A 14,379-nucleotide genomic window follows, 5' to 3' on the forward strand; every position below is an offset into this window, starting at 1 on the left:
AATTCTTGGCGATTTAGGACTTGTTCACTTTGATTCCATCCCAGATTATTTGTGCCACATTAAGTAAAGATTCCTGAGTGAACTTATAACGCCCCGTAATATGATGTTTAGCAGTTGATATGATCGTTCCGTGAAAAACCGGGGCTAGCAAATGATCGTCTATCTTTTTCAAATGACCATTCTCTACTCCATAGTTAAAGAAATCGATCATTTCCTGATTGAAGTTTCTCTTTTGATGAATTGGATTACATTTCACAAACGGAGAACTGGTGTATTGTTCCAAAAAAGTCAGAACATTAGGATTCCTAATATAGTATGAGCATACATTTATAAAGAGATTGAAAAAGCGATGCTGAAATGACTGGTGTTGGTCGTCATTCTTAAACATAGCTTGCTCAATTCCTTTCTTGATATGAGCATATAACTCAAAAATCAAAACCTCTTTAGACGGAAAATAGTGGTATATCGTGCCGGCGGCTACACCGGCATTTTTTGCAATCAGGCTCATTGGTGAACCATGGAAGCCATTAGAGCCTATAAGTTCCAATGTGCTCTGAAGAATAGCTTCTTTCTTTTCGGGGTTATCTAATTGAACGTTCATTCGGTCGGCAAATTAAAGACTTTTGATCGGTAGTTATTGTCACACTTAAATCATTAATAAAAATGATACAAAGGAAAACGGTCGAATTTCGAAAAAGAATTTTTTTCGCGAACATCTAAATTATGTAGTAGATGGAAACTTCTGCGGTATTTTGCTCGCGTAATTTTCTTTTTGAAAAACCTTGCTAAATACGGCAATAGTAATATATTTGCTTTGCCCTTCTGAAGGGCATGTTTTTCATAGGTAGATGTAGGGTCGAATACTTGTATTCGGCCCTTTTTTATACCGGTAAAATGAGGGATATTTGAATATTCTATTTCAGGTGTAAATATTCCGGGTTAAATAATCATGAAGAGAAAAATAGCGATTGCGATAACTGGTGCCAGTGGATCTGTGTATGCAAAAGTGTTGCTCGATAAAATTGTATCTCTTAATTCTCAAATTTCAGAAATTGGTATCGTAATGTCAGACAATGCAAAAGACGTTTGGCAACACGAACTTGGTAATACTGATTATGAACAATATGATTTGCCCTTCTTTGATAAACACGACTTTAATGCGCCATTTGCATCCGGATCGGCAGGCTTTGACACTCTAATTGTTTGCCCTTGCTCCATGGGGACACTTGGTCGGATTGCCGCAGGGATATCCAATGACCTGATTACCCGTGCTGCCGACGTGATAATGAAGGAGCGGAGAAAGCTTATACTTGTGGCAAGAGAAACTCCCTACAATTTGATACATATCAATAATATGAAAACGGTGACGGAAGCTGGAGGGATAATCTGTCCGGCGACCCCTTCATTTTACAGTTTGCCTAAAACCATTGAAGATGTAGCGGCAACTGTTATCAATCGGGTGATCGATTTGGTGGGACTGGAAGATAATTCCTTTCGATGGGGCAATAGTTAAAGATTCCCCTTGCTGGGACCTTTCCACTTTTTTGTATCTTTGCCCCTTTATGAACAAAAAGGTTGCGTTTTACACTCTCGGTTGTAAGCTGAATTTTTCGGAAACGTCCGCTATTGGCCGTCAGTTCAAAGATGCAGGATTTGAAACCGTTTCCTTTATTGACAATGCCGATATCTACATTATTAATACATGTTCTGTAACAGATCATGCAGATAAAAAATGCCGTAAGGTTGTTCAGGAAGCTTTAAAATATTCACCAAATGCTTACATAGCAATTGTGGGATGTTATGCACAGCTCAAACCGAAAGAAATTTCTGAAATTCCAGGAGTTGATATTGTACTTGGCGCAGCGGAAAAATTCAGGATCATCGAGTACATCACCGATCTGGCTAAAGAACCAAACACCAGGATTTTTAACAGTCCGATTGAAGCGGCAAGGGAATTCGTACCTTCTTTCTCATTTGGCGACAGAACCCGTACATTCCTGAAAGTACAGGACGGCTGTGATTATCTGTGCACATTTTGCACAATACCCTTAGCAAGGGGGAGCAGCAGAAGCGATACCATAGAGAATGTTCTTCATCGTGCAAAGGAAGTTGCTGCTTCTGGTGTTAAGGAAATAGTTCTTACAGGGGTAAATTTAGGCGACTTTGGTATCCGTGACGGGGAGCGTGAGGATCGATTTTTCGACCTGGTGAAGGCTTTGGATGTTATTGATGGAATAGACAGGATTCGTATTTCATCCATTGAACCTAATTTGTTGTCCGACGAAATTATCCAGTTTGTAGCAAGGTCCGATAAATTTGTACCGCATTTCCATATTCCACTTCAATCAGGGTCTAATAAAATTCTGGGGCTTATGCGCCGTCGTTACAAAAGAGAATTATACGCCGAGCGAGTTTCCTTAATCCGAAAATTAATTCCCGATTGCTGTATTGGCGTTGATGTCATTGTTGGTTTTCCAGGAGAGACCAGGGATGACTTTATTGATACATATAATTTTTTGAATGAACTGGATATATCCTACCTACATGTTTTCAATTATTCTGAGCGGGATAATACCCCGGCGGCCGGCATGAAAGGAAAGGTGCCGGGCTCTCAACGTTCAGACCGAAGCAAGATGCTTCACAGTCTTTCAGAAAAGAAGCGCCGGGCATTTTATGGGACTCAGATTGGTAAATCAGAATCAGTTCTTTTCGAAGCTGATCATAAGGAAGGATTTATGCATGGCTTCAGTCGTAATTATGTGAAAGTTAAAACTCCTTATGATCCATTACTCGTAAATGAGCTAAGATCTGTGAAATTTGAAAATATCGCAGCTGACGGAGATATGGAAATTAGTGAACAGTCCGAGGTGTTTGCTCAATGAACTAATCTATTCGATTGATTTCATTCGTAATTATCTTACCTTGCCTCTTATAATCCGCACGTATATTTAGCTTATGTTTCCAACCATAACTCACTTAATAGAATACCTTACCGGAATTCAAATTCCACTTCCAGTACAGACTTTTGGTTTTTTTGTTGCGCTTGCATTTGCTGCAGGGTACTGGGCGTTGTCGCAAGAATTTAAGCGAAAGGAAAAACTCGGTCTTGTCCATCCCTTTACCCGCGAAGTTACGGTTGGCGAGCCTGCTTCCATCGCTGAACTATTTTTCAATGGTTTCTTTGGTTTTTTAATGGGTTTTAAACTAGTTGAAGGCTTATTTCATTATTCCGATTTCGTTGAGAATCCGCAAACATTTATATTATCATCTCGGGGAAATATACTTGGTGGTATACTGCTTGGGGCCTTGTTCGTGTATTGGTCCTATGCTGAAAAGAAAAAAGAAGCATTAGCCAAGCCAAAAACCGTAAAAGAAGTTGTTCACCCACACCAAATAATGGGGAGTCTGCTCATGTGGGCTGCTGTGGGGGGATTCTTAGGAGCAAAGGTCTTTCATAACCTTGAATATTGGGACGATTTCATAAAAGATCCTATCGGAGGACTTTTTTCTTTTAGCGGACTGACATTTTACGGAGGTCTCCTGGTTGGTGGCGCTGCCGTTCTTTACAAGGCTAAACAATATGGGATCAAGTGGATTCATATGGTTGATATTGCTGGACCTGGTTTGATGCTTGCCTATGCTGTCGGTAGAATTGGCTGTCACTTGTCAGGTGATGGTGATTGGGGGATAGTAAACCAGGAAGCAAAGCCAGGTTGGCTTAGCTGGGCTCCGGATTGGGTGTGGTCTTTTAAATATCCGCATAACGTAGTTAATGAAGGTGTTCCGATTGCAGGATGCACCGGCAATTTTTGCAATGAACTGCCCCTTCCTGTATATCCGACGCCTTTTTACGAAGTTTTAATGGGACTTGCCATTTTTGCCTTTTTGTGGTCAATAAGACATAGGATCAAAATTCCGGGTGTAATGGTATCCATTTATTTAATACTTAATGGAATCGAACGATTTCTAATCGAATCAATCCGGGTGAATTCAAAGTACCATCTTTTCGGAGTAGGATTCACTCAAGCAGAACTAATCTCAACTATACTTGTTTTGACCGGTATCGCCGGCTTATTTTGGTTCACGAAACACGCAAAGAACCATCCTGAGAGTATTCCTGCTAAATAATATGGATCTTCAAGCACTCACCAAAGAAGTAATTTGTCTGACAAAAGTTGTTGGCGAATTTATTCGTGGGGAATCGAAAATCTTTGATCGTGAACGTATAGAATATAAAGGTCTCCATGATATGGTCTCATATGTGGATAAAACCGCAGAAAGAGACCTTGTTAAAGGCCTTACCTCAATACTTCCTGAAGCTGGTTTCATTACAGAAGAAGAGACAAGCACAGTTCTTTCAGAAAGTTACAACTGGATTATCGACCCCTTGGATGGGACAACCAACTTCATCCATGGCATACCATCTTTTTGCATCAGCATAGCGCTTCAATATAAAGCTGAACTTGTCCTCGGTGTTGTCTATGAAATTAATCGCGACGAATGTTTCTCAGCATGGCAGAATGGGGGAGCTTATCTTAATGGGATGCGGATTTCTGTATCAAATGCCCCCGCTGTAGAAAATACTCTGCTTGCCACAGGATTTCCATTTTACGAATTTTCAAAAATGGAAAAATACCTGAGAGTATTGCGCACCCTGATGCAAAAATGTCACGGCCTGCGCCGTATAGGTTCTGCAGCCCTCGACCTGGCATACGTTGCTTGTGGCCGGTTTGACGGATATTTCGAGTATAATCTCAATTCATATGATATTGCGGCTGGCATGGTTCTGGTACGAGAAGCAGGAGGTCAAACGTTTGACTTCAACGGTGGCAATGATTGTTTTGAGCGACGCGAGATTGTCGCCACGAACGGCCGTATTTCTTCAGAACTACTTGAATCAATTAAGAAGGAGTTCAACTAGAAAATTTAATACTTAAATCGGTTGTATGTTAAAGAAGATTCTGCTCGGATTGCTAGTAATATTGGTTCTGATCCAGTTTATAAGACCAGCCAAAAATCAGTCAAATTCAGCGACCCCAGATGATATCTTCAATCACTACCAGGCTCCGGATAGCATCAAAACGATGATCAAGACTTCCTGCTATGACTGTCATTCCGATAATACAAATTACCCCTGGTATTCCGAAATCCAGCCTGTTGCATGGTGGTTAGACCATCATATTGAAGAGGGGAGGAATGAGCTCAATTTTTCAGATTTCGAGGCATTTAATGCCCGCTTCAAATCTCACAAACTAGACGAAGTAATGGATGAAGTAGAGAGTGAAAATATGCCACTGAAATCGTACCTCATCTCACATCAGGACGCGAAACTCACGGTTTCACAAAGGGAGGCTATCGTAAATTGGGCTAATCAGGTTCGTAATATTATAAAACCGAGGGACCAGTAAATTTGAAACTTGAGTTTCCTTCCATTTGGTCGTGATGTACCATGTTAGGGGATCCTTCGTTCAAAGGGTATTTGAACGAAGGATCCCCTAACTTGAACCTTACCAGTCCCTAATATGGACAAATGTATTTTTGTGGGAAGTTTTTTCTTATAACGCTTCCGAAACTACTTCAGTAACTTCAGGTACCATGCGTTTTAAAAGGTTTTCTATCCCTGATTTTAGCGTGATAGTTGATGAAGGACATCCGCTGCATGATCCGCGCAGCTCAACTGTTACAACTCCTTCATTGTAAGATTTATAGCTTATGGCACCGCCATCCTGTTCAACTGCCGGACGTACATAATCATGCAGAATTTGCTGTATTTTAATCTCAGTTTCAGTACCTTCAAAGTTCGCCGCCGCTTCTTCTTTCTCAAGAATATTCAGTTCAGATTCAACTGCACCTTTAACAAATTCTTTAAGAATTGGTTCAATATCCTGCCAGTCTGAGCCCTCAGACTTGGTAATAGTAACAAAATTGCTCGCGAAAAAAACTCCAGTAACAAAATTAAACTTGAACAATTCGCGTGCAAAATGCGATTTTTCTGCACTTTCTTTAGTTGGAAAGTCGACGCTGTTATTAGTTAGCAATTTGTTAACTAAAAATTTCCGTGTGGCCGGGTTAGGGGTACTTTCGGTATAGACGTTCGTAGTTGATGTTGCAGTGCTCATATCATTAAAATATCCACAAAATTACTAATTTTTAAACTTCCTGCTGCGGCGGATAAAGTTATGACATGTGTATGACTGCCTATACTCCGGTGTAGTTAAACGGACTGATGGCCTTAAGTTCAGTCTTAACCTCATCCTTGATGTCCAATGTATCTACAAACTGACTAATTGTTTGTTCATTTACATGGGTGTTAGTCCGCGTAAGTTCTTTAAGTGCTTCGTAGGGATTTGGATAACCCTCTCTGCGAAGGATAGTCTGGATCGCTTCAGCAACAACGGCCCAATTTGCATCAAGGTCTCCTTTTATCGAATCCTTGTTGATGAGAAGTTTTTTAAGACCTCGTATAGTTGATTTGATTGCAATTAATGTATGCGAAACCGGTACTCCGATATTGCGGAGTACAGTCGAGTCTGTGAGGTCGCGCTGGAGACGCGAAATCGGAAGCTTTGCTGATAAATGCTCGAAAAGGGCGTTTGCAAGGCCTAAATTCCCTTCAGAGTTCTCAAAATCTATGGGGTTGACTTTATGAGGCATTGCAGATGATCCAACTTCACCTGCTTTAATTTGCTGTTTAAAATAGTTCATAGAAATGTAAGACCAAATATCGCGGTTCAGATCAGTTAAGATGTTGTTAATACGCTTTAGTGCATCGCAATGAGCAGCAAAATTATCGTAATGCTCAATTTGTGTTGTGTATTGGGAGCGGTTCAGTTTCAGTCGAATGTTAACAAATTTATCAGCGAATTCAATCCAGTTAATTTTTGGATAGGCGATATGATGTGCATTGAAATTACCTGTTGCTCCGCCAAATTTCGCTGAGTATGGAACTGCACTAAGCTGCGAAAGCTGAGCTTCGAGTCGTTCAATGTATACCTGAAGTTCTTTCCCGAGTCGTGTAGGTGAAGCCGGTTGACCATGAGTATGGGCCAACATCGGAATTTCCGCCCATTCTGATGCTCGATCTTTGAGCTGACCAATAAGCTCGTTCAATGCCGGTAGATATGAATTTTCAATTGCTAGTTTGAACGAGTGCGGTATTGCTGTGTTATTAATATCCTGTGATGTAAGTCCGAAGTGGATAAATTCTTTGTGCTTGTCCAGGCCAAGTTTTGAAAACTCATCTTTTATAAAGTATTCAACAGCTTTAACATCGTGGTTAGTTGTTTTTTCAATCTCTTTAACGGCTTGTGCATCAGTATCATTGAAATTATTATAGATCGATTGCAGGGCTTCGAATTTTGAACTGTCAAAATCGGCAAGCTGTGGCAATGGGAGCTCACACAGAGATATGAAATATTCAATCTCAACGAATACTCGGAATTTTATTAATGCAGATTCTGAAAAATATCCTGATAGTTCTGATGTTGCTTTGTGATAACGCCCGTCAATAGGGGATATAGCTGATAATGGCGAGAAATTCATTCGTATAAAATTTTTTCGAAGTTAAGCTTTTTGAAATTAGTAGAAGCTTTTGCCTAATCACCATTCCTAAATGCCTGTTCCATTGAAATCCCACACTCATCATGGTAATGTCATTTGCCATTAAATTAATATTATTTTCTATGGAAACTTTGGAATTGAAAAAAGTTTCCATAGTTTTGCGACGCAATAATGAAGGAGTGTAATAATTGGAAGTAAAAGAATATATAATCTCTGAATCAGACAATCTTTTTTGTCAGCATGGGTTCAAGAGTGTGACGATGGATGACCTCGCCAAACACCTTGGCATGTCTAAAAAGACGATCTACACGCATTTCAGCGATAAGAACGAGATCGTAAATATGGTAATCGAGAATAAGCTTAATGGCCAGAAATGTTTGATCAAAGACGGTTCAGAGAAGGCAGAGAATGCAGTGCACGAAATGTTCTTTGCTGTAACAAACATGAAGGAATTACTCTCTAACATGAACCCGAATTTGTTTTACGACCTGCAGAAATACCACCCGCAAGCCTGGATGTCGTTTAAAAAATTTCGTCAAACAAGCCTTTACGAAACGATCTACAGTAACCTGCTGAGAGGAATTAAGGAGGGGTATTATAGAAATGATATTAAATGTGACATCCTTACACAGATGCGGCTTGAGCAGGTTGACCTGATCTTTTCAAACAGCTCTGAATATACAAATGGAAAGTATGGGATAGCACAGGTAATGGCTGAACTTACTGAACATTTTCTTTACGGCATATGCTCGTTGAGAGGACATAAATTGATTAATAAATACAAAGAGGTAATAGAGGAAGAATAATAGCTACCATGAAATACAAATATCTAACGTTAATAATTTGCCTTTGCCTGGGTTTAACCGCGAAGGCCCAGCAAGCCGATACAGTTGCTGCCTTTAGTTTAAGACAGGCCATCGATTATGCACAAAATCATCAGGTCTCGGTGTTAAACGCTCAGGTAGATGAGGAAATTGCAATAAATACAGTTAAGCAGACGATTGGGATCGGACTTCCTCAAGTAAGTGGAAATGCGAATTTTCAGGACTTTATAAAGCTTCCGACGAGCCTTTTGCCCGGTGAGTTTTTCGGCCAGCCTGGAACCCAAATTCCAGTTCAATTCGGAGTAAAATACCAGTCTTCAGTTGGACTTGAGTTAAATCAGTTGCTGTTTGATGGGTCATACCTTGTTGGCTTACAGGCTTCCAAGACTTATAAGGAATTATCTCAGAAAAACCTTAAAAGAACACGAATTGAAACATCGGTTGCAGTCACAAAGGCATATTATTCAGTGCTTGTAAGTAATGAGCAGCTGAGTTTGATCGATGCGAATCTTGAAAGACTCCGCAAATCGCTAAGCGACACAGAAGCTATGTTTAAAAACGGTTTCGTTGAGAAAATTGATGTTGACCGATTAACTGTTTTGAAAAACAATCTCGAAACTGAGCGCGAAAATGTTATTCGCTTGCTAGCATTAAATGTCAACCTTCTAAAGTTCCAGATGGGGATGACAGTTAATAGCAAGTTAACTTTGACTGATTCCATCGCGAGCCTTCAGGCGGATCAGGCACTCGTGTCAAGAGACACCACTGCTTATCGCAACCGGATCGAATATTCCTTGCTGGAAACTCAGAAAAAACTTAATGAATTTGATCTCAAAAGGTATAAAAGTCAGTTTTTACCGTCTTTGTCCGCATTTGGAAGTACTTCGCAAAGTTTTCAATCGAATAATTTTTCTCAATTATTCGACACCAACTTCCCAAGCACAATTATTGGTTTGCGACTATCTGTTCCAATCTTTTCCGGGGGTATCAAGCTAAACCAGGTTCGTAACGCCAAATTGGCAATCGTGAAAACTCAAAACGATCTCATCAATCTTCAAAACGGGATCAACCTGGAAGTTGACCAGGCACAAACCACTTATTTGAACAGTCAGAAATCTCTTGAGAATCAAAAGAGAAATATGGACCTGGCTCAGGAGGTTTTACGAGTTTCTAAAATTAAATATGAACAGGGGGTAGGTTCGAGTATTGAAGTCACCACTGCTGAAACGGCCTTAAAGGAAGCACAGAATAATTATATAAATGCTTTATATGATCAAATGATCAACAGAGTGAATGTGGATAAAGCTTTAGGGAAAATAATATACTAATCGCAATCGAAATATAACGATATGATCATCACATATAACAATAAGTCTGGCAAAAATCCTTTAGGAACAGACTTCAAGAATCTAAAAATTAAAACCAATAACAGTTCTATGAAAAATTTAATATTTATGGGTATTGTCCTTTTTCTTGCAGCGTGTGGAGGAAAAACAACCGATAAAAAAACCGAACTCGAAACACTTAAAAAACAAAGAGTCGAGATTAACTCGAAAATTGCCGCTCTTGAAGCCGAAGTTGGATCAGCTAAGACTGCTGAGGATGTTAAAACTGTTGGTATCCTGGAAGTTCAGGAAAGCACATTTAGTAACTTCCTTGAAGTTCAGGGTCGCATTGATGCAGAAGACAACGTTCAGGTGAGCCCGGAAGCTCAGGGAGTTGTTACAGCAGTGTATGCTTCTGTTGGACAGAATGTTGGTCGTGGGCAGGTTCTTGCTCAAATTGATGATAAAGTCCTAAGACAAAACATATCTGAGCTACAAACCCAGTTATCTCTTGCAACAACTTTATATCAGCGCCAAAAAAATCTCTGGGATCAAAAAATTGGAACTGAAGTTCAGTTCATCAATGCCAGAACTCAAAAGGAAGCCGCGGAACGTCGTATCTCAACCTTAAGATCCCAGATCGCCATGTATAAAATTAAAGCACCAATTTCCGGAACCATTGACGCTATGGATATGAAAGTAGGGTCAGTTGCCTCTCCGGGAATGTCTTCAATCAGGATTATTAATGCCAACAAATTGAAAGCTAAGGCTCAGGTTGCCGAATCTTATGCTGGTCGTGTAAATCAAGGTGATAATGTACAAGTGATTCTTCCGGATGTACCGGATTCAATAAATACTAAGATTTCTTTTGCATCTAAAACTATCGATCCGGTATCTAGAAGTTTCAATGTAGAAATTAAGCTTCCCGCGAATAGCAGATACCGTCCGAACATGCTTAGTATCCTGAAGATCATTGATTATAAGAATGACAAAGCATTAATTGTTCCAGTAAATGCTATTCAAAAAGCTGAAAATGGTGATTACCTGTTTATCTCTGATAATGGAAAAGCCAAACGAGTTAATATCCAAACCGGTAAAATCTCAGAAGGTAAAGCAGAGATACTGAGTGGTCTGAAAGTGGGTGACAAAGTAGTGATAGCTGGTACAGATGGTCTCAGCGAAGGTGACGTTATAAAAGCTAATTAATTCCAACTGTCTGCTTTCTAACAGCGTTTAACAAAGAAATAAAATGGAAGACATTAACAAAGAGTTTAAACCCTCCAGTTGGGCAATTGAAAACCGTACAGCCATATACGTGCTGACGCTGATTATTGCCATAATTGGATATTCATCATATAATAACCTCCCGAAAGAGAATTTTCCTGAGGTAATTATTCCAAAAATTTTCGTTCAGACAGTTTATCCGGGTACATCTCCTGCAAACATGGAAAACCTGGTTACCAAGCAGATCGAGAAACAATTGAAATCGACCTCCGGTTTGAAGAAGATAACATCAAATTCCTACCAGGATTTTTCAATCATAACGGCAGAATTCAACACAAATGTTGACATCAAAGATGCAAAACAACGGGTAAAGGACGCAGTTGATAAAGCTCGTCAGGACCTTCCTTCTGATCTTCCGAATGATCCAAATGTGATGGATATTAATCTTGCTGACCTTCCTATCATGTATCTGAATATTTCGGGTGATTATGATTTGAAGAGTCTCAAAAAATATGCTGAAGATATCCAGGACGAGGTCGAAAGTCTTAAAGAGATCTCTGGTGTCGATATTGTTGGTGCCCTGGATCAAGAAGTACAAATTAATGCCGATTTGATTAAAATGGCTGCGGCACAAATCTCTTTCAGCGATATTGAACGTGCTGTGGGATATGAAAACTTAACGATTTCTGGTGGGACGATCAAGATGGATGGCATTAGACGTACGCTTAACGTTAAAAAAGAGTTCGCAAGTGCTGATGAAATTTCAAATCTTATTATTAAAACACCTACCGGTGCGTCTGTTTATCTTCGTGATATCGCAGAAGTTAAAGATTCTTTCAAGGAGCAGGAGAGTTATGCCCGCTTATATGGAAAGAATGTAATAACCCTGAACGTAAAGAAAAGAAGCGGCGAGAACCTCATCGATGCTTCGGATAAAATTAATGCCCTTGTAAATGAATTAAAGGCAACTACTTTACCTAAGAACCTGGAAGTTACGATCACTGGCGATCAGTCAGACAAGACCCGCGTTACCCTGCATGACCTTATTAATACCATAATTATTGGTTTTATTCTGGTAACGGTGATACTGATGTTTTTCATGGGTGTAACAAACGCTCTTTTTGTTGCTTTGTCGGTGCCATTATCCATGTTCATCGCCTTTATGGCGATGCCGGCACTCGGTGGTTTATTCGGGTTCAGCTTTACCATGAACATGATGGTATTGTTCTCGTTCCTACTCGGTCTGGGAATTGTAGTTGACGATGCGATCGTAGTAATTGAAAATACTCACAGGATATTTGACAATGGAAAAGTTCCAATCAAAAAGGCTGCGAAAGCAGCAGCTGCGGAAGTTTTTTTACCGGTACTTTCTGGAACTCTAACAACACTTGCACCATTCGTACCGCTATTGTTCTGGCCAGGGGTGATCGGGGAGTTTATGTTCTTCCTGCCAATGACGTTGATCATCACTCTTTTGGCATCTCTTGTTGTTGCTTATATAATTAACCCGGTATTTGCGGTTGATTTCATGCAGCCTGAAGATCATAGTCCGGTTAAACCAAGGTTTGATAAAGGAGTTAAGAAAACCCTGCTGATATTTCTTGGAGCAGCCGTGCTTTCTTATCTAATAAGTTTTGGCCTGGGTAATTTTGTTGTGTTCCTGGCATTACTTTATTTATTGCACCATTTTTACCTCGCTAAAGGCATACAGCGGTTTCAAACTCGTATATGGCCAGCAGTTCAGGATAAGTATGTTTCTGTTCTGAAATGGGCACTGAACTGGCCAAGGGCAATTCTCTGGGGTACGGTCGGATTGTTCATCTTCACAATCGGTCTGATGATGGTTGTTCCACCAAAGGTAGTGTTCTTCCCAAGCAGCGATCCCAACTTCGTATTCGTTTATATTCACCTGCCAGTTGGAACAGACCAGGCGTTTACAAATGAAGTTGTTAAGAAAGTTGAAAATGATGTAACGAAGGTTGTGGGCAGAAATAATCCTGACGTTTCTTCCATTATCTCAAACGTCACTATCGGTGTAACCGATCCTCAGAGTGAGGACCAGGGTCAGTATTCGAATATGGGTAAAGTGACAGTGGCTTTTGTGAATTTTGGCGAAAGGACCGGAGAAAGCACTTCTATTTATCTTGATAAGATCCGTAAAGCTGTGAAAGGTATTCCTGGCGCAGAGATCACAGTTGCACAGGAGCAGGGGGGACCACCAACAGCCAAGCCAATCAGTATCGAGATCACTGGTAATAACCTGGATTCTTTGGTGAAGACATCTGAGAACTTAAAACAGTATCTCATTTCAAAGCAGATTGCCGGAGTTGAAGAATTAAAATCTGATTTTCAAAATAACAAGCCTGAGATCATATTTGACATCGACAGGGAACGGGCAAATCGTGAAGGAATCTCTTCTGGCCAAATCGGTATGGACCTTCGTACCGCTATATTTGGTAAAGAAGTTTCTAAATTCAGAGATGCTGATGAGGACTATGAAATTAACCTTCGTGCAACCGAGTCACAGCGAAATAATCTGGATGCACTCAGGAACATGAAAATGACCTACCGTGATATGGGAATGGGCGGAATTATTCGCCAGGTTCCATTGTCATCATTCGCATCAATTGATTATGTTAATACATATGGTGGAATCAAACGTAAACAGGAAAAGCGCATTATCATTTTGTCTTCGAATGTATTGGGCGAATACAATCCAAACGAGGTTGTTGCTAATATTCAAAATGAAATTGATCAATACAACCCGCCGGCTGGAATCGAAGTGAAAATGGCAGGTGAGCAGGAGGAGCAGCAGGAGACCATGAATTTCCTTGGTACGGCTTTAATGATTTCAATGGGCTTGATTCTAATGATCCTTGTTGCACAGTTTAACTCTATCTCAAAACCTCTGATTATCCTAAGTGAAATTGGCCTGAGTATCATTGGTGTGTTACTGGGTGTAATCATTTTCCGAATGGATATGTCGATCGTTATGTCCGGAGTTGGTATTATCGCCCTCGCAGGAATCGTAGTCCGAAATGGTATTCTGCTTGTAGAATTTTTCGAGTTAATGATTGCTGATGGTATGACCGTTCGTGATGCAATCCTCGAAGCAGGTCGTACCCGTATGACGCCGGTGTTATTGACAGCTACTGCAACGATGTTAGGACTTATTCCTCTGGCAGTGGGATTGAATATGGATTTTACAACCTTGTTCAGCGAGTTTAATCCTCATCTATATTTTGGAGGTGACAACGTAGCCTTCTGGGGTCCATTGTCGTGGACAATGATATTTGGACTAAGTTTCGCTACGTTCCTGACTTTGATATTAGTGCCTTGTATGTTGCTGATAGCTGACTCGAATTCGAAAAAGATAAAAGGTTGGTTTAAAAAGAAACCTGCAGCAGAACCAGCGGAAACAGTATAAAAATAGTTTTAGTTTAGTT

General features: G+C 40.2%; 12 protein-coding genes. 9 read left to right on the top strand and 3 right to left on the bottom strand.

Going from position 1 to position 14,379, the window contains the following annotated elements:
- Nucleotides 1-13 precede the first annotated feature (13 nt).
- Complete coding sequence (locus B5X60_RS02965) at nucleotides 14-601, bottom strand: TetR/AcrR family transcriptional regulator (RefSeq protein WP_079701165.1); 588 nt, start codon at nucleotides 599-601, stop codon at nucleotides 14-16.
- A gap of 348 nt (nucleotides 602-949) precedes the next feature.
- Between B5X60_RS02965 and B5X60_RS02970 the strand changes: the two genes are divergently transcribed.
- From B5X60_RS02970 to B5X60_RS02990, 5 genes are all read left to right on the top strand, one after another.
- The gene (locus B5X60_RS02970; RefSeq protein ID WP_170878367.1) at nucleotides 950-1,513 is read left to right on the top strand and encodes a UbiX family flavin prenyltransferase; all 564 of its coding nucleotides are present in this window, start codon (nucleotides 950-952) and stop codon (nucleotides 1,511-1,513) included.
- A 49-nt stretch (nucleotides 1,514-1,562) separates the two neighbouring features.
- Nucleotides 1,563-2,882 carry a tRNA (N(6)-L-threonylcarbamoyladenosine(37)-C(2))-methylthiotransferase MtaB gene (mtaB, locus tag B5X60_RS02975; protein ID WP_079701167.1) on the top strand — a complete coding sequence of 440 codons (1,320 nt, stop codon included), beginning with the start codon at nucleotides 1,563-1,565 and terminating at the stop codon, nucleotides 2,880-2,882.
- Nucleotides 2,883-2,955: 73 nt separating this feature from the next.
- Nucleotides 2,956-4,128, top strand: coding sequence for a prolipoprotein diacylglyceryl transferase (locus B5X60_RS02980; RefSeq protein WP_079701168.1), 1,173 nt, complete (start codon nucleotides 2,956-2,958; stop codon nucleotides 4,126-4,128).
- A gap of 1 nt (nucleotide 4,129) precedes the next feature.
- Nucleotides 4,130-4,921, top strand: a complete 792-nt coding sequence (locus B5X60_RS02985; RefSeq protein ID WP_079701169.1) for an inositol monophosphatase family protein — start codon at nucleotides 4,130-4,132, stop codon at nucleotides 4,919-4,921.
- 25 nt (nucleotides 4,922-4,946) lie between these two features.
- The gene (locus tag B5X60_RS02990) at nucleotides 4,947-5,408 is read left to right on the top strand and encodes a heme-binding domain-containing protein (RefSeq protein ID WP_079701170.1); all 462 of its coding nucleotides are present in this window, start codon (nucleotides 4,947-4,949) and stop codon (nucleotides 5,406-5,408) included.
- Nucleotides 5,409-5,555: 147 nt separating this feature from the next.
- On the opposite strand, the gene B5X60_RS02995 is transcribed toward B5X60_RS02990, so the two are convergent.
- Nucleotides 5,556-6,119, bottom strand: coding sequence for a NifU family protein (locus tag B5X60_RS02995; protein WP_079701171.1), 564 nt, complete (start codon nucleotides 6,117-6,119; stop codon nucleotides 5,556-5,558).
- Between the two features lie 79 nt (nucleotides 6,120-6,198).
- On the bottom strand, nucleotides 6,199-7,542 hold the full coding sequence (gene purB / locus B5X60_RS03000) for an adenylosuccinate lyase (protein WP_079701172.1): 1,344 nt from the start codon (nucleotides 7,540-7,542) through the stop codon (nucleotides 6,199-6,201).
- Between the two features lie 206 nt (nucleotides 7,543-7,748).
- On the opposite strand from purB, the gene B5X60_RS03010 reads away from it, so the two are divergent.
- The 4 genes from B5X60_RS03010 to B5X60_RS03025 are packed head-to-tail and all read left to right on the top strand — an operon-like array spanning nucleotide 7,749 to nucleotide 14,360.
- Nucleotides 7,749-8,366, top strand: coding sequence for a TetR/AcrR family transcriptional regulator (locus B5X60_RS03010; protein WP_079701174.1), 618 nt, complete (start codon nucleotides 7,749-7,751; stop codon nucleotides 8,364-8,366).
- Between the two features lie 8 nt (nucleotides 8,367-8,374).
- Nucleotides 8,375-9,712: a TolC family protein gene (locus tag B5X60_RS03015; protein WP_079701175.1), complete on the top strand. Its 1,338-nt coding sequence runs from the start codon at nucleotides 8,375-8,377 to the stop codon at nucleotides 9,710-9,712.
- Nucleotides 9,713-9,733: 21 nt separating this feature from the next.
- Entirely contained in the window at nucleotides 9,734-10,915 is a 1,182-nt protein-coding gene (locus B5X60_RS03020; RefSeq protein WP_245803457.1) for an efflux RND transporter periplasmic adaptor subunit, read from the top strand.
- Nucleotides 10,916-10,958: 43 nt separating this feature from the next.
- Nucleotides 10,959-14,360: an efflux RND transporter permease subunit gene (locus tag B5X60_RS03025; protein ID WP_079701176.1), complete on the top strand. Its 3,402-nt coding sequence runs from the start codon at nucleotides 10,959-10,961 to the stop codon at nucleotides 14,358-14,360.
- Nucleotides 14,361-14,379: the final 19 nt, after the last annotated feature.

Origin of the sequence: Daejeonella lutea, from assembly GCF_900168015.1 — a bacterium.
In the GTDB taxonomy this organism is placed as follows: Bacteria; Bacteroidota; Bacteroidia; order Sphingobacteriales; family Sphingobacteriaceae; genus Daejeonella; species Daejeonella lutea.

Excerpts from the sequence above, each read along its gene's own strand:
- B5X60_RS03025 (WP_079701176.1), top strand. The coding sequence starts at position 10,959 with ATGGAAGACATTAACAAAGAGTTTAAACCCTCCAGTTGGGCAATTGAA.
- B5X60_RS03020 (WP_245803457.1), top strand. The coding sequence starts at position 9,734 with ATGATCATCACATATAACAATAAGTCTGGCAAAAATCCTTTAGGAACA.
- B5X60_RS02990 (WP_079701170.1), top strand. The coding sequence starts at position 4,947 with ATGTTAAAGAAGATTCTGCTCGGATTGCTAGTAATATTGGTTCTGATC.
- B5X60_RS03015 (WP_079701175.1), top strand. The coding sequence starts at position 8,375 with ATGAAATACAAATATCTAACGTTAATAATTTGCCTTTGCCTGGGTTTA.
- B5X60_RS02985 (WP_079701169.1), top strand. The coding sequence starts at position 4,130 with ATGGATCTTCAAGCACTCACCAAAGAAGTAATTTGTCTGACAAAAGTT.
- B5X60_RS02980 (WP_079701168.1), top strand. The coding sequence starts at position 2,956 with ATGTTTCCAACCATAACTCACTTAATAGAATACCTTACCGGAATTCAA.
- B5X60_RS02995 (WP_079701171.1), bottom strand. The coding sequence starts at position 6,119 with ATGAGCACTGCAACATCAACTACGAACGTCTATACCGAAAGTACCCCT.
- purB (WP_079701172.1), bottom strand. The coding sequence starts at position 7,542 with ATGAATTTCTCGCCATTATCAGCTATATCCCCTATTGACGGGCGTTAT.
- B5X60_RS02965 (WP_079701165.1), bottom strand. The coding sequence starts at position 601 with ATGAACGTTCAATTAGATAACCCCGAAAAGAAAGAAGCTATTCTTCAG.
- mtaB (WP_079701167.1), top strand. The coding sequence starts at position 1,563 with ATGAACAAAAAGGTTGCGTTTTACACTCTCGGTTGTAAGCTGAATTTT.
- B5X60_RS02970 (WP_170878367.1), top strand. The coding sequence starts at position 950 with ATGAAGAGAAAAATAGCGATTGCGATAACTGGTGCCAGTGGATCTGTG.